Here is a 20930-nt window from a genome sequence, read left to right on the forward strand (position 1 = left end):
CCCAATAAGTCTATGCTCAACGGAATTTCCGACACGCTTAATGTTCAGCAGCGCAGCCCAACGGTTGCGCAAGCTGTTGGTACGCAGCAACCAATAAACGAACAAGCTCAAGCTAAGCCGACCGCAATTCCAACCCACCGATTAGAAAGCTACAGCAAGTGGGCTAGGGTCACCCAAGGCCAACATAGAATCAGTGCGGCGCAAGTTGCAGAGCAAGGCTTATTGCTGGTACAACAACTACTTAAGCAGCTACAAAGCCAGGTCAAAAAATCTCTCGCCGCAAGCGCCTCTGAGCAATCGGCGCTTGAGCAGAGCGCGCGCAGTAAGCAAATTCAAAATAAGCTGTCCCAGCTTGCTATCAGCTATGATAGTAAGCCCTTAGTCGACCACCAGCTCAACCTTATCTCGCCAACAAGGCCCGCCGCCAAGTATCATTTTAGTTTAAAGTCGGTTGATTTAACCGCACAAAAACAGCGTGATGAACGGATAACGTTCCAAGTCGGCAACCAGTCAGCTACGGTCGTTTTGCTAGCCAACAAGCAGCCACAACAATTGCTTAAAAATCTCAATGCATCCCTTAAACCGCTAGATATTCAAGCTAGCCACAGTAGTGACGGCAAATTAATTTTTAGTAGTCCTAAGTCACAATGGCAACAGATCCAAGCAGGTATATTGATGACTGGCCAAGGGCAACGGCTCCCAGCAGGTGAACCAAGAACGATTAGGGTCAACGAAGAGTTAAACTGGCAAGATCCGAGAGAATGGCGTTTTGGCAGCAATGCCGAACTCAAGCAAGCCATTGCCAAGATAGCCAAGTCGCTACATAAAGTCGAACAACAACTGCAAGAGCTGAGTGACAGTAAGCTAAAAATTCAACAACAGTTGCAGCAGGTAAGCTCGAAAAAAGACACCCAACAAGAATTGGCATCAACAATGAGTCAATTAAGCAGACTGATGCAACCGAGCCCCTTTAGCCTACAAATTACCTCACTGATGGCACAGGCGAATATGACGCGCTCACAGGTATCGTCCCTGCTCTCTTGGTAGTTTTGTGTTTGTGAGGCCAAAACTATGGCCTCACAACTAATCTACGACCTTCCCCATTACGACAACAAGGTAAGTATGGAGGCTAAATCATCAAATTTAGCTTCATCCAAAAGATTAATCGCATACTGGCTATAGTTGGCCTTATGCTGCCTATTGGTGTGGTAAACCTGAAAACACATGATGATGTCGTGCTCAGACAAGCCATTATTTTTAGCCGCTATCACGGCCAAATAACAACGTAACATAAAGAAATCTAACAACATCACCCTAAAGGCCTGCGATGGCATGAGCTTATCGACCAGAGGGAAGTTCATGTGGTAAAAATAGTAAAGTAGATAACGACTGAATAATTCTGGCTGCCCCCGTAATGCGGGTAGAGCAATATCTTTCCAAGCCTGATTAATGCTGCTCATACTAATGTTTGTATCATCGTCCGCCATTAAGCAAATAGCTTCGTTTATTCGCTCAAATCGACTCCGACCTCGTCTCACTTTATTAGTATTTAACCATAATTGAATAGAGGTAAATGCATGTATTTGGTGTGTATCAGAATCTTGATTAAACCCCTCGAAATGCTGCTTAAGCTGGCCGTTATCACTTAAGATAATAAGTTGTTGAAACATACTATCAATAGCACTACTTTCAACTTCCCCTTTAGCCGCTTTATCTGCAGTGTTCATCAAAATACCGATAGCGGTAAGACCTAGCTCTAGCGGTTGTTCAGGCTTTAACAGCAGTTGAATTGAATAATCATAGGCTTTTTGAGCCCAAAGTGGTGTCGCCTTATAGCTACGATGATGATTAATTGTTGTACGCTGCAGGCTAAATGCATCAGGTCGAAGCAGAATATTTCTCGCTGCCTCAGGACAAGATAATGATAGGCTGTCATATCGGTCTCCCCCCCTCATATGTGACATTCTCGGATAGGTTTTGCAAGTATTACTCAATAACTCCTCTCCCGCCTTCGCATGAATTTGGCACAAGTTATTGGTATCTAAAAAACCACAAGCCCCCTCTTCATTCAATACAGCAAGAGCCCACATCTGCTCACTCTTTTTGACCTTCTTCAAGGCCGTTTTAGCTAAAATCTTAAGCTCACTATGAGCTAGCGTTTTTTTATAGCTTTGTTTATCAATATGAATCCCCCAACCGTAACAGCAACTATCTTCACACTCTCCGCCGATACAACTGAAGTTAGTGACGAAACTAGGTCTAATGAGTGAATGTTTCATTCTCGCTCTCTTTTTAATCAAGTTTTAGCCAAGCATAAATATGCTTATTTAAAGCGACCCAAACACCTATTAACTAAAACTTTTCTCGCCATTTCAGAATGAACAACAAAGGCGTTTAACACTATAAATTCATACACTTAACTCTTGCCAGACAAATTAAATCATCAATTCCTTTCAGTTTTCCTTTACCGCGTCGTTTTAAGACTATAGAAACCAAACAATGACTTAAAATTAAAGGAAGTCCTCATGTTATCTGTAATGACTAACAATGCGTCAAACATCGCACAAAACTCTGTAAACAAAAATAACGACCTACTTAGCAATGCTATGGAACGCCTATCAACAGGTCTACGTATCAACAGCGCGGCTGACGATGCTGCAGGTCTACAGATTGCTACACGTATGAATGCCAACGTTACTGGTATGGAAGCGGCGAGCCGTAACGTATCAGATGCGACCTCTATGTTACAAACTGCCGATGGTGCATTGGATGAGCTAAATGTAATTGCCAACCGCCAGAAAGAACTAGCAACACAATATGCTAACGGTGTTAACTCTGATGAAGACAAAAAAGCTATCGATGCAGAGTTTAAAGAACTAGGTTCTGAAATGACACGTATCATGAAAAACACCACTTACGCTGGCGAAAACCTTTTCGACAATCTAAAAAGTAGCGGTACTCAGTTCCAAATCGGTGCAGGCACATCTGAAGTATTAAAAGTAGGCATTGATACGAGCGGCTTGATCACAGGTGCTTCAGGCTTAGCAAAAGGACTAGCTAGTGGTGCAACTATCGCTACGATTGACACTATGATTGATAAGATTGGTGAACAACGTTCAGATCTAGGTGCTAACATCAACCGTCTAGGTCACACAGCATCTAACCTAACTAACGTGACTGAAAACACTAAAGCGGCTGCAGGCCGTATCATGGATGCCGATTTCGCTTCTGAAACCGCAGCGATGAGCAAGAACCAGTTATTAGTACAGGCTGGTACTAACATCCTATCTTCATCGAACCAAAATACCGGTTTGGTGATGGGCCTATTGGGCTAATCCCCTCTTTAGCCACACACTTTCTAAAAAAGGGCCTCAAGGCCCTTTTTTTTCGCCGTTAATCTCACACATTCTGCCCTCTCGCTTTAGCTACATTCAAGTTAGGTCGCCTTAACAAAGCAATAATCAAAAGTGAGCCTTTAACTCAGCGGAAGCAATGCTTCCCACCAAAGGTTAATAACGGAAAACGAGTGAATCCCCTAAACCGCACAAGCAAATAAAACAGCTTAAACAACAACAACTAACAAACATATTTATAATTGGAACAGATATTGCTTAGCTGCGATAGCTGCAAAATGGGAAGAGTGTAATGATTTCAGGTATGGGTGGCGCCACATTCGCCGAACAACTTATCGTCGCAGAGCGTGCAGGCAAAGATCAGATCTTTCAAAGCAATATGACCAAGTACGAGGCGCAGCTTGATGCCTATGAGATCTTAGAGCGCAGCCTGGACTCCATGAGCAGCAAGCTGGAAGCGATTGACGGTGATGCTTTCGAAAGTAAAACCTCATCGGTTAGCGATGACAGTGCTTCAATATCGGTCGAAAGTGGCGCACCTATGGGTGACTACGATCTGCATATCGAGCAACTTGCACAGGCACATCAAGTGACGAAAAGCTTTGATAGCGAGGATACTCTACTGCCGAACAGCGGCACGATCACTATCCAGCTAGGCAGCGATAGCATCAGCCTTGATATGTCAGCGCTTAACGCCGATGGCAGTAAGACGGTTAAAGACCTGACCAGCATGATTAACTCACATTCAGGAAATCCTGGGGTGCAGGCATCACTGGTGCGCACGGGTGGCCAAGTCGAGCTAATGCTGACATCTAAAGAAACCGGTGCAGCCAATGAAATTCAATTCTCGACTACCGGTATGCTAGGTGTGGATGGGAAGCCCAATGAGTGGACAATGCTCCAGCGCAAGGCCGCTCAAGATGCCAAAGTGAACCTCAATGGCATGGATATCACCAGCAGCAGTAATAACCTAGTCAATGTCATCGATGGTGTCTCTATTGAGCTGAATAAAGCCCACAAGCCGGGTGAGAGCAGCACCATTAGAATTGAATCGGATACCGATGCTAGCGAGCAGGCTATTGAAGACTTCGTTGATATTTTCAATGACTTGATGGATGAAATCAACAAATTAACTCGCTCCATGGGCAGTGAAGCGCTAGATGAGCTAAATCAAGAAAATGCCGATAAAGATGATAATAGTGATGAAGATAAAGATGACGAAGATGAAGATGATAAAGATGACGACAGCAATTCTTCAATCACCGAAGATCAGCTAGGCGTACTCAAAGGCGACTCCAGTATTCGCATGCTGCAACAAAACATGCGTGATGTGATTTTTAACACCGCACCTAACGGTATGCGTTTATCGGATATCGGTGTTGAATTCGGTCGCGATGGCAAACTTGATATTGATAACGACAAGCTCTCTAAAGCACTTAAAGACGATCCTAATGCCGTGCAAGCCATGTTTACCGACACGGGCAGTTATGTCGATAAACTCGACAAAATCATCGATCCTTTTACTAAGTTCCAAGGCTCGATGGATCTTAAAAAAGATAATCTTGAAATGCAGATCGAACGCGTCGAAACCAGCATGGATAATCACGATAGGCAGATGGAGCAAAGGTACCAAATCTATCTAGCCCAGTTTACCGCTATGGAAGCCACCATTAGCCAACTTCAATCATCAAGCGCGCTATTTTATTAAGGACATACTTTAAATGTTGAATGAGCACGACCCTTTTAATGCTTACAAGCAAACATCGCTAAACGCTAGAGCAGCAGCTGCGAACCCTCATGAGATGGTGCGTATGCTGCTCGACGGCTTACTCGAAGAAATTGAGCGTACTGCAGGCTTTATGCAACGTAAGAGCTACGAGGATAAAGGTCAAAGTATCAATAAGTGCCTCAATATTGTGCATGGTCTCGACTCCATGCTGGATCTTGAAAATGGTGCCGAAGTCGCATTTACGTTAAACCGCCTCTATGACTATTGCAGTCGGCAACTGGTTATTGCCAGCGTTGAAAACAGCGTAGCCGCCCTAAAACCCATCACTAAGGTCATTACCGATGTCAGAGAAGGTTGGGCTAATCTCAATTGAGCAGTGGCAGCAGTTTGAAAAAGCGCTGCGATTTTATGCTCATGCCCAAGACTGGGAAAAATTAGCCAAAGTGAATGCGAAATTGATTGAGGTATTAACTAAAGCGGGCAAACCGAGCTGCCTCTCGCAGCTGGCTGCGCGCCAATCCTTAGCCGCTACCCATCAACAGGTATTACAGCAATTAATACAAGCAAAAGAGCAATTAGGGCAAGAGATGAGTCAATTTAAGCAACAACAAGACGGCCTAGCAGCCTATCAGCTGACCAGTGTCAGTGGCGGTGCTTATGATGACTAACTCAGTCTTAGCGGGTAGTACGCCATCGAGCACCCGCTCTACAGCGACAGGCTCCTCTCAGCTATCAAATCCGATAACAGATAACACCTGTAGTAGCTGCACCGATCCCCATGATCAACATCAAGCGGATGCGATGCCGTTCTCTATGGCTTTCTCTTTGATTAATGCGCCAGTGGCAAGTCAACAGAACTTGGTCGCCGGCCAACGCCACTCAGGAACATTGCCGACGATGGGCGCGTCTTTAGCAGGAACTCAGTTAACAGGCACGCCTTTGAATCACCCACTAAGTGGCACTAATCCGCTCCCGCAGACAACATCGTTCGCAACAAGCAGCTATGGGCAGCAATTACAGTCGCAGCACACTCAAGCCACGACCAACTTATCAGCAGAGCAGATGGCAGTAGGTCAGGCTCTAGCCCTTGCTGAGGCGCCTGTCGCTATAAAGCCTATTACGCAACCGGTTAATCAACCTCTGGACTCACAAAAGACGGGGCAAGCACTAACCGGCTATCTTTCTATAGACAGCGTTGGGCAACAGCAATCGCAGCTAAATACAGTGACCGCTCAAACCAGTTTTTCCCCGGTAACTGCAATGGTAAAGAGTGACACCATGATGGCTCAAAATTTATTTCAAGGACTACATACACCAGCAACAATAACCGATGCTGCATCCGTAGACATCGTTGACTCTGTTAACCAAATCTTGGCTTCGAGCTCTCGCTCTCAAGCCTCTGTTGCACAGTGGGGACCCGTGTCGGTTTCACAAACAGCCCCGATGCTGCAACAAGCTCATGAAATGCGATCTCCACTTCGAGAGCAGCTGAAGTTTCAAATCGATCAACAGATAAAACAGGCCGAAATCAGACTCGATCCACCAGAGTTGGGCAAGGTCGAACTGAATGTGCGTTTAGATGGCGACCGATTACACATTCAAATGCATGCTGCAAATTCATCGGTACGTGATGCCCTATTAATGGGACTGGATAGATTACGAGCCGAACTTGCAATGGATCACGGCGGGCAGATTGATGTTGATATTAGTCAAGGTGAAAGCCAGCAAAAGCAAGCGTCACCTATGGCAGAATTTGCAATTGCAGCGGCAACCGCAAATGGAACTGAACTGTCTTATAGCAGCAGAGAACAACAAGCAGATCACGTTGATCTGTTAGCATAATTTAGGAGAAATACATGGCGTCAATAAACAAAAAGGTCAAGGTACTCGCTCTTGCTCTCGCTTTTATGACTTGGACTGGTGCAGCTTTCTGGGTTGGATGGCAATCACCAACACTGATTGGCGATCCATTCAGCCCTCAAGAGCCCGAAGTGGTCATGGCTAAATTTTACCCTCTCGATAAGTTTGTCATATCTATTCCTGGTGAGGAATATTCGCACTACTTGTTGTTGGAGCTGGCAATCAAGACTCGATCTAAAGATGCACAGTACACCTTAACGCAAGCCGATCCCGTTATCAAAAATTCGCTAATGAAAATGTTCTCTAATAAAAATTTCGATGAACTCAAAGACACGCAGCAATTTGAGCCACTACAAAAAGAGGCTCTAAGTCTCTTATCGGCAGTGTTAGTCCAGAATGACTTCAACATAGCGTTAGATGAAGTGCTGTTTACTCGTATGATTATCCAATAAAAGGCAATGCTATGAATACAGCACTATCAGCCTATCACGAAGCCGCTGAAGAAATTGCCGTTAATCGATTATCAGAAAGCCAGGTGATGAAGCAATACCTTCCTTTAGTTAAGCGCTCAGTGTCGCAACTTAGAAGCCATTGCGGTTTAGTGCTCGCAATAGAAGATATGGAGCAGATAGGTATGATGGCGCTGTTAGAATCGGCCCGACGCTATCCCGGTGAGTATGACAATGGCTTTTTATCTTTTGCGGGTCAGCGTATCCGCGGAGCCATTCTAGATGAGCTACGCCGCCAAGATTGGCGGCCACGTCCCGTAAGGCAGCAAGCACATGAACTCAACGACATGGTGCGCAAGCTCACTCGACAACTAAAACGAGAACCTACAGATTCTGAGGTGGCCGAGTCTATGGGGCTTAACCAAGCAGAGTACCGTGAACGGCTATTTGCCTCCCAGTCAGAATCGATGCGCAGCTTAGATGAACTCATTAGTGACGGCGGACATTTTGAAGATAAAAGAGACATGTTGGAGCAATTTTCTACAAAAGAAACATTATTCCAAGCAATTTTAAAATTAAACAAAAGAGAACAGCTGATCCTGTCGCTTTACTATCAGCATGAACTCAATTTGAAAGAAATCGCTGCAACTTTGGGACTGACTGAGACACGTATTTGCCAACTGCACAAACACGCAGTGAAACAACTTCAGCAGATCTATCAAGAGTGGGAGCGGTAAATACGTGAGGCTGTATGAGTAAACTTTTAGGGTTAGTAATAATTCTTCTATCTGTGTTTGGTGGCTATATGTGGGCCGGGGGAGTATTACTCGCTCTATGGCAGCCAGCCGAAATATTGATTATTTTTGGTGCTGGCTTGGGGGCACTCATTATCGCAACACCAAGACCAGTCCTAATGGTAATGGTAGAGCAACTCAAAGAAATACTTAGAGTAGAAAAAGAAGATCCTGAACTCTACCCGCAACTTTTTGGGCTTATGTCTATGCTGATGACTCAAATTCAGATGCAGGGATTAAAGGTGATCGATGATCATGTTGAAAAGCCAAGAGAGAGCTCGCTATTTCTAATGTATCCAGCGATTCTTGAGCATCCAAATGTGCTGAACTTTCTTATTGATAACCTTCGCTTACAATCGATGGGCAAGATCTCGCCTCATGATTTAGAACATATTCTTGAAGAAGAGATCCATCGTATTGAAGAAGATAGCATGCGCCCCTCGCATGCGATTGGCAAAATTGCTGAAGCCATGCCGGGATTTGGCATCCTCGCCGCGGTAATGGGCATTATCATCACCATGTCGAGCATCGACGGCCCCATAACCATGATCGGTGTAAAAGTCTCTGCCGCTCTAGTGGGTACCTTCATCGGTATTTTTGCCTGTTACTGCTTATTCGATCCTATAGCCAAAGCACTTGAACACTTAGTAGAACGCAAGTCAGCACAACTTCGTTGCGTAGCCGCTATGTTGTCAGCATTTGCCAAAGGCAAGCCGCCTATGATTGCAATTGATGCTGGCCGTAAGCAGATCCAAACTGAGAACCGCCCTACATTTATAGAGCTTGAGCGCTGGTTAGCGGAGCAACAAAGCTAATGGCTCTAAAACCTGAAGCGGTTATCATCAAACGCAAAAGGCGCAAAAAAGCCCAACAGGCACATGGCGGTGCCTGGAAAGTCGCTTTTGCCGACTTCACCTTAGCTATGATGGCGTTTTTCATGGTGCTATGGATTATTCAAATTGCCGATCAGCAAGAGCGCACCGTGATAGCTAAGCACATACAGGGAGACCTGTTTGAAGCGGGTTCTATCAACCCTTTTGACTTAAGTAGCTCTCCTTCAATGCTCGACTTTGAAGGGCAAATGACCATCCAAGAGCCCGTGATCCCAACCTCCTCTAGTGGCGCTGATACCCGAGGCCCTGCGCTACACAATCGCATACCAGAGGGGGAAAATAATGTGAAGGCAGGAAAAGGTCCCGAACTTAACGCCATGATCCCGGGTAAGTTCGAAACTCAAGCCCAACTAGAGATGCTGGCCAGAGAAATTAATAGTGTCATCGAAAATGTCAGCATGAGCGCAAACGTTAAACTGCAGGTCGTGCCTCAAGGTGTGCGTATATTGATGCACGACAATATTAACAAGTTTATGTTTACCCGCGGCAGTTCAGAGATGAAACCCTATTTTGAAGACCTACTAATGGCATTAGGACCTGTTCTCAGTAAAGTAGAAAACAAAATGAGCATTTCAGGCCATACCGACTCCACCCCTTTTGTCGGTAAAACCTTTACCAATTGGGAGTTATCCAGTAAACGAGCATTGCTCGCCAGACGAGTACTCGAATATGCCGGAGTTCAAGATAATCAGGTCATTCAAGTAACGGGAATGGCAGATCAGGCTCCTTATATTCGTAATGATCCAGCAGCTGCGGCTAATCGACGTATCGAGATGATTATTATGACAACTGATACAGAGATGCAGCTTAGACAAATGACAGGGCTACCTGTAGAAAAACCGGAACCGAGCAAAGCACTTACGAATGCTAGAAAACTAGCTGAAGCTAATCAACCTAGATCGAGATACCCAGAGTCGTGGACAAATCAATAGTTCAGCATGATGAATTTATTCCTGCTGAAAAGGCGGCAATAGAAGTCACGCCAAAAATAGAGAGTAGGCAACACTACAGATTAAGCCTACGGCGAAATGCACATGCAGACCTTATGTTTGCATGTGACGGCATAACCGTGCCTCTATTCGATAAACATGGCTGGATAGAAAAGCAAATAGGCATCGCCAATATTAAAGATATTGGGCTGGGGGGAATTGGGTTAATTACTCGATGCAACCTGAAAGTAGACCAAAAGATATGCCTATCTATTAACGATAAATTAGTCCCCATTACCGTTATGCGAATCAAGAGAGTGAATGGAAAACTAAGTTTTATTGGGGCTAAGTGGGATATTGAAAGCGAAGAAGATATTATCTACATTTTGAATAAAATAAACAAATTAAGCCAATCTTAACAATACAATAATTTCGATTACTTAAGCCTTCTGAAATTGAGGAAACAACGGTGACTAATTCATATATTAGAAAAGGAGTCGATGGTTTACAAAAGATATTCCTATATCTGATCATTCTCGATTGGCTTATGCTGATTTACCTATGCGCTGAAATAAAATATCTTCCTTTTCGCTATGGGGTTGTCGCCTCCTTCATGGTCATAGTATTCAATCTTATACTCATGAACTTATGTTTTAAGCGCGCCCGTCGAGCTGAAGATGGCTACCTCATCTATCCCGTGATAGCAGGTGCATTACTGTCTTTTTGCCTTGTGGGTTACTTCTTTTTGTTTTAGAAATTGAAACTTACTGAGACCTGACCAACAGAAGAACTACGCAATGCTTTTACTCCAGAGTGAAACACATATATTTCCGATGCATTTCAGCGTCAATAAACTTTTCAAACATACATTTTCAATAAAGGCAAAAAGACAATGAATACCTCTGAGTCAAACCTTGATAATCAATTCCGTGAAAACGATTTTGGTGAGCACTATCTGCCCAGCGTAAACAGAAACTCTTTTGCAAAAATAGACTCAAAAACACTTTTCAAGCAAACATTTGGAGAGGATATCCTCAAGGAAGAATATCTACACATTATTATCGGCTCTGATTCAGGCTTACTCATAAACTATATAATCAGCCAAGGAATCCCTAGCGGAAGTAAATACATTTTTGTCGAACTAGATACTGTGTTAAGCATAATAAACACTGATATCGGCACAAACTTAAATAAACAAATTAAGATACTAGCATTTGATGAATTCACAGCTCAATTATCAAGCGATGAATATGAACTGTACCTAATAAAAAATCAATATCTTACACATAACTCAATCGCCTCAACCTCTGGTATTATTGAACAGTACAGCACGTTAATTTTTGGTGTGCAAAAACAACTCACAGCATACAAATTTAAAATATCTTCTGTATTTTCAAATAAAGTTTTTTTAATTCAGCAATTAAAAAACATCCCCGACAACCACTATCCAGCGTCATTATTACGCAATAAGTTTCAAGGGAAGACCTGTATTGTTATTGGCGGCGGGCCATCACTTGATGATCATATCGATTGGATTGCCCAGCACTATGAGCAATTGTTCATTATCACGGTATCGAGAGTAGCAGCCAAACTTTCAAAGGCGGGTATTCCAGCCCACATTATCGTGTCTATTGACTACCAAGACCTAAACTTTGAAGTCAATATCGATACTATGGCTTTAGCACAAGAAAGCCTATTGATTAATTCGTACCACTTGAACCATCGCATCCTGTCACAATGGCAAGGAAGAGCACTATATACAGGGCCAAAACTGCCTTGGTGTAAAGATGACTCCAGCAATATTGCATCAGTAGGGCCAACAGTAACCAATAGCGCAGTACACATCGCCATAGAGCTGGGCTTTTCTACTATTTTACTTACTGGTGCAGACTTCTGTTATTCAAGTACCGGAGTCACCCATGCCAAAGGGTCAGTTGAAGCCGAGGCAGGAATAAACAACAGCAGAATAGAGGAGTGGGTGGAAACCTACGCAGGCAACCTTGCAGAAACCCCTGTACAGCTAGTGTCAGCGGCACAAACTTTACAAGCCGAAGCCCTGCAACATCCTCAAGTGAACATCATCAATCTATCAATTAATGCAGCCAAACTTGAGGGGATTAACTATCAATCCGTCGAAGGGTTAATCTTAAAGCCAGCAGGCGTCTCTCCAAAGCAAGTATTAGAGATGTTACCTAATACAGCTGCAGATAAAATCGAGCACCTTAAAGATGTCGAAGCCAAGCTACTCAGTTCGGTAGACGCATTTAAAGGAATAAAAAAGCTATCTCAGCAGGCTATCGAGCTCAACTTACAAGCAAAACGCGTTAATATTCAATCTAACAAATATCGTAATATCACTCGTAAAATTGAAGCTATTGAAGCAAAAATAGAAGCTAAATTTGGCGATATATCTTACGTGATAAAAAGTTATGGTTACGGCGAGTTTTCCAAGTTCTTAACCACAAAAGCAAGTCAGCACTGGACAGTTGAGGACATGCAAAATATGACTCAACTATACTATGAGGCTTATAAAAGCTTAGCTGAAGAGCTTAATAACTATGTACAAGACGCCATTTATATAACAAAAACTCGGCAGTTAGAGTTGGCTGAACATGTCGATATGGAAGAACTCAGTGGCCAATGGAAACGACACAATCAGCCAGGTAGAGTACATATATTCCAACATTTAAGAGAACAGCTTGGATTCGGCTGTGACAGTGAAAACAAGCACTTTATTGACGCTGTAACTGAGTACCATACACAGTTAACAGCAAAGACTCACCCATACTTTGCCATGAAAAAAACCAATACCTCGTTGCATAACACACTAGCTAAAATCAATGATTTATACAAAAGCAAAAATCAAACTGGACTGGTTCAGTTAATCAATAGTATTGAGTCAATGATTGAGGACAACGACCTGGCGCAACGCTTATACTATCTAGCTCAATGCTATTCATGCATGCTTGATGGTAACAATAAGGCTGCGCTATCAACCTTACAACAAATTGATGACAGCAATCAGACTGAGATTATTCTTAAACAGATGGTCGCACTAGCATCAGAGCTTCAGCAAATTGAAATAACAGTAGCTTCACTAGCTAAATTGGTTACTTTTAGCCATGAGTATTTGCCTCTATACGCTCATGCTTTAACAATTCAAGGCGATAATATACAAGCTATTAATACCTATTTAGACTACTTGGAAATTAATCCAAATGATATCAAAGTACGTTTAAACCTTGGGGTGTTTTTACTGAAGATAGGCCAAACCGATGGCGCTATAACCTGCTTTAAACAAGTGCTAACTGTTGATATCGATAATCTAAGTGCGCGCAACTATCTTAAGCAAATCGCAGTGTAATTGCCTAAGTTTTTTCAGCAACAAGTTGAACTTTACAACGATTAATCTCAAGCTTTAACTCGATGGCCTATGTACGAATAGGCCATCATGATAACCCTGAATAAACCCGAAATATGTACTTTAACTGACTATAATTTCTCTAATAAAAACCAAGTCAGATCATCTTGTGGAAATAGCTTGTCTCTATGGTAGCTAAAGCCATAATCGATGAGCTTAAGATCTGGATACTTATCGAGCATCTCTCCGGCAAAATCTCTTTTAAACAGCTTACCGCTATGACCACGATACGGAACCTCAACTGGTGTTGGGTTGTAATACTCAACAATACAGATATAGCGAGAACTGGCATTATATAAAGCGCTATAAACCTCAGCTAAAGCCTCTGGATTAATGTGAATGAGCACACCCTTAATGAATGTCATTTCATATTGGCGCTGGGGCGAAAATGCTAATAATGAATCATGTATTACCGTTAAGTCTGGGATCTGTTTTAGCTGCTCAACGGCAGTCGCATTAATCTCAATCGCAGACAGTTCACTATTCGGTAGCAGTTGTTTAAACGCTTGAATATTCATGCCGATATTGGCACCAAATTCTATTAGCGATCCGACCCTTTCGGTGCGGCTAAAAATACGGGTAAATAGTGCTAAGTTACTCGCTAACAGCTCAGCGCCTTGATTACGTTTAATATATTCATTTCCAAATTCGCCCGCCCAAAAGCTTTCTTGCTCTGTCTTATATGCCATGCTCAGTTTACCTATTTTTTTATCATCAACTCGCAAAGCAGTTCGCGAGCCGCTAACGGTTATCAATCCAAATCAACTAGCTTAGGAGATGATCCATTTTCAATGCTGTCCCAGCAGTTAAATCTTGGCCAAAGCAAGTTCCTATGACAGCCTCTAAATGCTTAGGTGCTAAGCCAAATCCTGGACGTATGCTCCTTACATTGTCGTTTGTCACTCGCTCGCCAGCTTTCACAGGCTCCACTACATACAGCGATCGCCTAAACTTTAAATTAGCTTGTTCAGCAGCGCTGCGGGTGTAATTCACCTTCCCTAGCGCCGACCAAGCTAACTTGCTATCGCGGCAAAGTTGTTCAAGTTCATTAGGCTCTAGCGAAAAGCTATCATCAGGACCGCCGCCACTTCTGTCTAGTGTGACGTGTTTTTCAATAATACTCGCGCCTAAGCTTGTCGCTGCAATCGCAGTGATATTGCTTAAGGTATGATCAGATAGCCCTGTTACCAGCTTAAATCTATTTTTCATATCAACTAATGTTGCCAGATTGTAATCTTCTGCCGCCGCCGGATACGCACTAACACAATGCAATATAGCTAACTCTTTACAGCCTGCACTACGTGCTGCATCAATGGCCTCTGCAATCTCCTCTGCATTGGCCATGCCAGTAGATATAATCAGTGGCTTGCCCGTTGCCGCTGCGTATTTAATTAACGGTAGGTCAATGGCTTCAAACGAGGCTATCTTGTAGGCTGGCGCGTTAAGATCTTCCAACAGATCAACCGCGGTTGAATCGAATGGAGAGCTAAATAAGGTAATGTCTAATTGACGCGCATAATCGAATAAAGGTTTATGCCAATCCCACGGCGTATGCGCCCACTCATAAAGCTGATATAGACTTTGTCCGTGCCACAGGCCCCCTTCAATTTGAAAGTCGGCATGATCACAATCTATGGTAATGGTATCAGGTCGATAGGTTTGCATTTTCACGGCATCTGCCCCTGCCTTTTTAGCCGCAGCAATAATGTCGAAAGCCGTTTGAATATTGCCATTATGGTTAGCTGATAACTCAGCAATAATATAAGGCGGGTGATCAAAGCCAATTCTTCGGCCTTTAATACAAATATTTTTATTCATCTCATCCAATCAACTTTAGTTTCGCTTTTAGGGTGTCTTTTACTTCTAACCATTCATGGGAAAAGAGCCCCAGATGAACAACATCCTGATAGCTCTTGCCATCATGAAATGCATCTCGATGCGTGCCTTCCAACACGAAACCAAATTTTTTATGTAATTTGACAACAACTTGATTAAAACCTAGTACCTCACAACGAAGCTTATGCAAATTCAGCACTGAAAAAGCATATTCCAATGCATGATACTCCATTAATGATCCTGCTCCTCTAGGTGCTTCAGGTGACGTATAAAAAGCCCAAGTAGCAGAGCTTAGAACTAGATTAACTTCTGAAAAACCAACAACTCCGACAGGAAAACCGTTTAGCCTTACAAGAAAGTAAACTTTACTTTTGTCTTCTTTGAGTCTTTCGAACCATGCTTTGTGTTCACCTAAAGAAATCTCATGACTTGTGTACATTTTAGAGCGTACTTCTGGGGCATTACGCCACACAAGAACCATTTCCAAATCACTGTCTTTGATTGGAGTAAACTCCATTTTCTTTGAATTCATTTTGAAAAAGACTCCATAACCTTCAAGACCCTATGCACTCCGTTCCCATCAACGTCCAAGCTTGTAAAAGGTTTAATGGAATTCCAAATCTTCTTAAGGCGACACAACTCATCTCGATAAGATACGGATGTGGTTTCCGTACCGCTTCCAAGAAAAGTGACGTAGTCTCTAGCTACCAAATATTGAGACAATTCACGCTGATTATCTGCAACAGACACTATCGTTGCAGGTATGTTCAAACAAAAACGCTCCCAATTACTAACTCCAGAGGCACCTATTACATACTTACTCATTGCTAGCTCTAGCTCAAAATCATCTATAAACCTGACAACTTCGATGTATCCAGAACGCTCATATTTTACTAAAGATTCAAAATCTAAGTTTAACCACCCTGTCACGACCTTTAATTTAAAAGGCATCCCCGAAAAGCATGATGCTGCTTCTAGCAACTTCTGACACTCTTTTGTAGGATCGCTCCCTCCAAAGAAAGCTAATAGCTGATTTATTTTGGAGGGAGGAGAGGACTTCAATGCTCTAAAGGGTGCCCTTAAAAGTGCGTAACATGGACCAAGAAGAGCTCTAGCTGAAGTCTTTACATAACGAAGATTCATGTTAGGCCATAGGTTTTGATCAAGAATTACATCGCAACAATGAGCACGATCAAGGTCATCAATACTGAGGATTTTGCAAGATAATGCTTTTTTGATTAACATTTCCCATTCCAGCCCAATTCCATAGTGATCTGTTACAACCCAGTCTGCCGTTAATATTTTTTGGATGAAGTCACAAGCATCATCATGTTCACTACGCTGCAACCAAGACTCATAATCACCATCAAATCTCGGTGACTTAATTTGAGTAACTGGGCCAAGCTTAATCACCGAGAAACTATTTTTTTCAATATACTCAATTAAATTTCCTGACTGCGGTAAACAAGCAAAATAGATTTCACACCCAACAGAACGGAGGGCTTCAGCCAATACAAGGCAACGCATGACATGACCACTCCCTATCCAGATCGATGCATCTGTACGAAATACGATTTTCATTGTTTAACTTACTTACCTATTATTTACTAAGAAAATTTACTCAAGGAAAACAATGCCTCTGCGAACTTCCAGTCATCATTATTATCAATGTCTTGAACGCAAGATCTTGGCAACAAAATGGCTTGTGAATATGGAGAAAACATTGATTTCATGTTCAGAAAACCACTTTTACTGCCCCAGTAAAATTGACCAGCATCATGGTAGGCCTCTTCTAAATCTTGAGAGCGAGCTTGTTCATATTCAGGGTAAAACATAGAAACAGCACCGTCGCCAGACAATTTAATCGCTCGCTGGATAGGAAATGCAAATGTTGTCGCGCTAAATGCAAACTCAACTCCTTTTTGTTGTAAAAGTTCCCATCCCTTTTTTAAATATTTAGATTGAATAAAAGGGGCGGTAGCATAAATACAACACACATTATTTATCATCCACCCTTGTTCCTCACACCATATAATCGCATGCTGCATTACATCCATTGTGGTGGCATAATCATCGGCAATATCAGCAGGGCGCATGAAGGGGACTTCTGCGCCATATTTTACTGCTACATCAGCTATTTCTTGATCGTCAGTCGAAACAATCACTTTATCAAAACAGCCTGATTTTAAAGCCACCTCAATAGAGTAGGCAATAATCGGTTTGCCGTGAAAATTTTTGATGTTTTTTCGCGGAATACGTTTACTGCCGCCCCTTGCAGGAATTATCGCCACGTTCATTACAGCAGCCCTTTCAAGGTATCTAAAATATACCGCTGATCTTGCTCAGTTAAGTCAGGAAATAGCGGCAAGGTTAAACAATGGCGATAAAAATATTCAGCTTCTGGAAAGTCTTGCTCTGCAAAACCCAAATTTTGGTAATAAGGTTGTAGGTGCACAGGGAAATAATGTACGTGGACAAAAATTCCTGCTGCTCGCATCGCGTCAAAAATAACTTTTCGGTCAATATTTTCTGGCAATAACACGATCATCAAATGATAGGCACTATCGCTATTATCGAGTGGCACAACACAAGTGACATTAAGCTCTTCGAGATAGGTAGTAACTAGCTTGTTTCTTTGCCCAACAAAGTTATCCAAGCGGCAAATTTGGCTATTACCCAGCGCAGCTTGCAACTCGGTCATACGATAATTAAACCCAAGAGCATGCTGCTCGTAATACCAATCCCCCTCATCGGGTCTTAGCATTATTTGAGGGGTTTTGGTTATCCCATGGCTACGCAAAAGCTGCATAGACTCGGCTAAAGCGGCATCATTAGTGGTAGCAATCCCACCTTCTGCTGTGGTTATGATTTTTACCGGGTGGAAGCTAAATATCGTAATATCACTGTATTGGCACGCACCAATTTTGCAATGTTGATAGCTACCACCAATGCCGTGTGAAGCATCTTCAATAACACGGACGCCATAAGATTGTGCCAATTGCCAAATAGCTTGCATATCGCAACTGTGCCCAGCCATATGTACAGGGATCAACACTTTAGGTAGACAGTTTTGAGATTTTGCCTGTTTCAGTTTCTTCTCAAGTGCATTGGGGCACATATTACCGGTGTTGCGATCTACATCGACAAAATCTATGCCCGCACCACAGTAAAGCGCACAATTAGCAGATGCAACAAAGGTAATTGGTGATGTCCAGACTATATCGACAGAGCCAACACCAAGTGCCAAACAAGCAATGTGTAATGCTGAAGTTGCACTATTTACCGCAACGCCAAAAGCCGCACCAGAGTAGTCGCACACCGCCTGTTCAAAGGCAGGAACTTGTGGCCCTTGCGTGAGAAAATCAGATTTAAGCACGTCAACGACGGCATCGATATCTGCCTGACTGATATCCTGTTTGCCGTACGGGATCACGCCCTGCTCTCCAAGTTCAAGATTTGCTCAATAGAAAGGAATTCAGGATTCGTGCCTGAGTTATATTCAAAGCCATATTCAACCGGAATACCTTTTTCTCCGAGGGCATTAGTCTTAAAATCGGTCTCTCGACCAAAAAACTTAATACTCGGCATAATGACAAAATGATCATCAAATTCTAGTGTATTGTGAGAGTCATCTGCCGGACACATGATTTCATGCAACTTTTCACCAGGGCGGATCCCAACGACATGCTGTTCAAGCCTTGGTCCATATGCCTTAGCGAGATCAGTAATTTTAATTGATGCAATTTTAGGAATAAATATTTCCCCACCCTGCATCCGAGCAAAATTTTTCAACACAAAGTCGACACCATCTTGCAAGGTGATCCAAAAACGGGTCATATCTGGATGGGTGATCGGAAGTGTTGCTTCCCCTTTAGCAATAAGAGACTGAAAAAAAGGTACCACACTTCCACGACTACCTACGACGTTTCCATAACGCACAACCGCAAAACGAGTATCTGCTTTACCGACCATATTATTGGCCGCAACAAACAGCTTGTCCGAGGCTAATTTGGTGGCGCCATACAGATTAATAGGGTTTGCCGCTTTGTCGGTGGATAATGCTATGACTTGTTTTACATTATTAGCAATCGCCGCCTTTATAACATTTTCGGCACCATTAATATTGGTCTTGATACACTCCATAGGGTTGTATTCAGCCGCAGGAACTTGTTTAAGGGCTGCAGCATGAATCACGTAGTCCACATCCTGAAAGGCTTGCATCAAACGGTCACCGTCTCGCACATCGCCGATAAAATAGCGCATACAGGGCGCATTAAAGGTTTGCTGCATTTCATACTGCTTTAGCTCATCCCTAGATAGAATAATCAACCGACTAGGTGAATAATTTTCTAAAATGGTTTTTACGTACTTTTGTCCGAATGACCCGGTTCCACCAGTAATTAGAATCGATTTATTATTGAGCATACCCTAGGTCGCCTCTTAAATATTGAGCACCAGTTAAAATAAATTTACCGGTAAATATACTGCTGAACAGCAAAATACATACCAGTATTGAAAGGTATGCCCCTTATGCCCATTTTTCATGAAGAATTTGATTTTTAACCAGCGCTTTAGGCGGAAAAAGACACAAGTTCCAAGAGCCATAAAACAGCAAATTTTTGAATACGGCTGCAAGGTTGGAACTTGTAGTCCTAGTATTAGTTGCCGCCTAATAATAGATAAAACTGAAGCCTGATAACTCCTATAGTTAATAAAGAGCTGATGATGCTACATCTCGAACAAGTGTCTCTGACAACTCTGATAGCTTGCCGATCACTTGTCGTGCCAATCAGTAACGTAATACCAATCAGTATAAAAAAGTGATCTACTCAGAGTGTTTTGCCGAACTAATAACAATTGAAGCTCAAGACGAGTTTAGAAAATTCCAAATTAAAACGGCCCTCAAGATCCCCAAACACCTCTCTTTAGAGCGCATCGATATTTGGTTTCAAGATGAAGCTCGATTCGGTCTACAAAACACGACAACTAAGATCTGGGCCAGAAAAGGCACTAAGCCGGGGTTGTACGGCAGCAATTCGAATATGCATACGTTTTTGGCTCCGTAAGTCCCAGCAGAGGTATAGGGCAAGCAAAGAAGCAATGACCCTCAGATCTTAGAAGCCACAGACATAGATAGACATGCTGTAGTGCTCATGGATGGTCCCTGTTGGCATACTGACGCTATTGCAGATCAATTCACCAATGTCTGCATCATCAAATTACCGCCCTATTCACTAGAGCTTAATTTAATTGAACAAGTATGGAGCTGGATGCGCAACACTCCTGACACAAGGGGACTCCTCGTTAATAGCGTTTTCAAAAATGATCAAGACATTGTCGATAGTGTTTGTGAAGCTTGGAATACCTTTACTGAGAGTTCAGATCTAGTGACAAAATTGTGCTCTAGGGATTGGGCAAGTGTGACCAGTTAATTTTCCAGTTTGGTATCAGTTTTCCCGTTTGGTATTAATGTTGGCGGGTGAATATCGCACAGCGATGTGCTCATGAACGAGAGGCATGGAGCCGAACAGGGCCATTATGCATGGGAACTGCTGGACGGGACGGCTGCGATACCTGCAAACTTCAAATTCACAACGAAAAAAGCCTCTACATTGCTGTAGAGGCTTTCGTCTTTATGTTGGCGGAGCGGACGGGACTCGAACCCG

21 protein-coding genes are annotated in these 20930 nt (G+C 42.9%); 13 read left to right on the forward strand and 8 right to left on the reverse strand.

The features are described from left to right. Positions 1-12 precede the first annotated feature (12 nt). Positions 13-1047, forward strand: a complete 1035-nt coding sequence (locus ACVBIL_RS12960; protein WP_447167389.1) for a hypothetical protein — start codon at positions 13-15, stop codon at positions 1045-1047. 56 nt (positions 1048-1103) lie between these two features. Here the strand turns inward: ACVBIL_RS12960 and fliB are convergent, their stop codons facing one another. Then, complete coding sequence (gene fliB / locus ACVBIL_RS12965; protein ID WP_447167390.1) at positions 1104-2279, reverse strand: flagellin lysine-N-methylase; 1176 nt, start codon at positions 2277-2279, stop codon at positions 1104-1106. A gap of 246 nt (positions 2280-2525) precedes the next feature. On the opposite strand from fliB, the gene ACVBIL_RS12970 reads away from it, so the two are divergent. The 11 genes from ACVBIL_RS12970 (at position 2526) to ACVBIL_RS13020 (ending at position 13371) form a co-directional block, all read left to right on the forward strand. Beyond that, positions 2526-3335, forward strand: a complete 810-nt coding sequence (locus ACVBIL_RS12970; RefSeq protein ID WP_447167391.1) for a flagellin N-terminal helical domain-containing protein — start codon at positions 2526-2528, stop codon at positions 3333-3335. A 310-nt stretch (positions 3336-3645) separates the two neighbouring features. Next, entirely contained in the window at positions 3646-5061 is a 1416-nt protein-coding gene (gene fliD, locus ACVBIL_RS12975) for a flagellar filament capping protein FliD (protein WP_447167392.1), read from the forward strand. Positions 5062-5074: 13 nt separating this feature from the next. Then, complete coding sequence (fliS, locus tag ACVBIL_RS12980) at positions 5075-5455, forward strand: flagellar export chaperone FliS (protein ID WP_220762480.1); 381 nt, start codon at positions 5075-5077, stop codon at positions 5453-5455. After that, complete coding sequence (locus tag ACVBIL_RS12985) at positions 5424-5750, forward strand: hypothetical protein (RefSeq protein WP_447167393.1); 327 nt, start codon at positions 5424-5426, stop codon at positions 5748-5750. Before fliS ends, ACVBIL_RS12985 begins: the two co-directional genes overlap by 32 nt. Next, complete coding sequence (locus ACVBIL_RS12990) at positions 5740-6924, forward strand: flagellar hook-length control protein FliK (protein WP_447167394.1); 1185 nt, start codon at positions 5740-5742, stop codon at positions 6922-6924. The genes ACVBIL_RS12985 and ACVBIL_RS12990 overlap by 11 nt, the downstream gene beginning before the upstream one ends. A gap of 14 nt (positions 6925-6938) precedes the next feature. Continuing rightward, positions 6939-7394 (forward strand): flagellar basal body-associated FliL family protein, encoded by a 456-nt coding sequence (locus tag ACVBIL_RS12995; RefSeq protein WP_447167395.1) that lies wholly within the window; start codon positions 6939-6941, stop codon positions 7392-7394. Positions 7395-7405: 11 nt separating this feature from the next. After that, complete coding sequence (locus ACVBIL_RS13000; RefSeq protein WP_447167396.1) at positions 7406-8128, forward strand: RNA polymerase sigma factor FliA; 723 nt, start codon at positions 7406-7408, stop codon at positions 8126-8128. Positions 8129-8142: 14 nt separating this feature from the next. Then, positions 8143-9000 carry a flagellar motor stator protein MotA gene (gene motA / locus ACVBIL_RS13005; RefSeq protein ID WP_447167397.1) on the forward strand — a complete coding sequence of 286 codons (858 nt, stop codon included), beginning with the start codon at positions 8143-8145 and terminating at the stop codon, positions 8998-9000. Further along, the gene (locus ACVBIL_RS13010; protein WP_447167398.1) at positions 9000-10010 is read left to right on the forward strand and encodes a flagellar motor protein MotB; all 1011 of its coding nucleotides are present in this window, start codon (positions 9000-9002) and stop codon (positions 10008-10010) included. The genes motA and ACVBIL_RS13010 overlap by 1 nt, the downstream gene beginning before the upstream one ends. Then, positions 9995-10426, forward strand: coding sequence for a hypothetical protein (locus ACVBIL_RS13015; RefSeq protein ID WP_447167399.1), 432 nt, complete (start codon positions 9995-9997; stop codon positions 10424-10426). The genes ACVBIL_RS13010 and ACVBIL_RS13015 overlap by 16 nt, the downstream gene beginning before the upstream one ends. Positions 10427-10899: 473 nt before the next feature. Further along, positions 10900-13371, forward strand: coding sequence for a 6-hydroxymethylpterin diphosphokinase MptE-like protein (locus tag ACVBIL_RS13020; protein WP_447167400.1), 2472 nt, complete (start codon positions 10900-10902; stop codon positions 13369-13371). 128 nt (positions 13372-13499) lie between these two features. Here the strand turns inward: ACVBIL_RS13020 and ACVBIL_RS13025 are convergent, their stop codons facing one another. The 7 genes from ACVBIL_RS13025 to pseB all read right to left on the reverse strand — a co-directional run bounded on the left by ACVBIL_RS13025 (position 13500) and on the right by pseB (position 19689). After that, positions 13500-14117 carry a pseudaminic acid biosynthesis-associated methylase gene (locus ACVBIL_RS13025; RefSeq protein ID WP_447167401.1) on the reverse strand — a complete coding sequence of 206 codons (618 nt, stop codon included), beginning with the start codon at positions 14115-14117 and terminating at the stop codon, positions 13500-13502. Between the two features lie 76 nt (positions 14118-14193). After that, the gene (pseI, locus tag ACVBIL_RS13030) at positions 14194-15246 is read right to left on the reverse strand and encodes a pseudaminic acid synthase (protein ID WP_447167402.1); all 1053 of its coding nucleotides are present in this window, start codon (positions 15244-15246) and stop codon (positions 14194-14196) included. Position 15247: 1 nt separating this feature from the next. After that, positions 15248-15796 (reverse strand): UDP-4-amino-4,6-dideoxy-N-acetyl-beta-L-altrosamine N-acetyltransferase, encoded by a 549-nt coding sequence (gene pseH / locus ACVBIL_RS13035; protein ID WP_447167403.1) that lies wholly within the window; start codon positions 15794-15796, stop codon positions 15248-15250. Then, a complete protein-coding gene (pseG, locus tag ACVBIL_RS13040) occupies positions 15793-16845 on the reverse strand; it encodes a UDP-2,4-diacetamido-2,4,6-trideoxy-beta-L-altropyranose hydrolase (RefSeq protein ID WP_447167404.1) in 1053 nt (350 codons plus the stop codon). The genes pseH and pseG overlap by 4 nt, the downstream gene beginning before the upstream one ends. Positions 16846-16871: 26 nt before the next feature. Further along, a complete protein-coding gene (gene pseF / locus ACVBIL_RS13045; RefSeq protein ID WP_447167405.1) occupies positions 16872-17561 on the reverse strand; it encodes a pseudaminic acid cytidylyltransferase in 690 nt (229 codons plus the stop codon). After that, complete coding sequence (gene pseC / locus ACVBIL_RS13050) at positions 17561-18697, reverse strand: UDP-4-amino-4,6-dideoxy-N-acetyl-beta-L-altrosamine transaminase (RefSeq protein WP_447167406.1); 1137 nt, start codon at positions 18695-18697, stop codon at positions 17561-17563. Before pseC ends, pseF begins: the two co-directional genes overlap by 1 nt. Next, positions 18694-19689 carry a UDP-N-acetylglucosamine 4,6-dehydratase (inverting) gene (pseB, locus tag ACVBIL_RS13055; protein ID WP_447167407.1) on the reverse strand — a complete coding sequence of 332 codons (996 nt, stop codon included), beginning with the start codon at positions 19687-19689 and terminating at the stop codon, positions 18694-18696. The genes pseC and pseB overlap by 4 nt, the downstream gene beginning before the upstream one ends. Before the next feature lie 704 nt (positions 19690-20393). On the opposite strand from pseB, the gene ACVBIL_RS13060 reads away from it, so the two are divergent. Then, a complete protein-coding gene (locus ACVBIL_RS13060) occupies positions 20394-20696 on the forward strand; it encodes a transposase (protein WP_447167410.1) in 303 nt (100 codons plus the stop codon). The last annotated feature ends 234 nt before the right edge of the window (positions 20697-20930 follow it).

This window comes from Shewanella sp. 125m-7, from assembly GCF_052977045.1.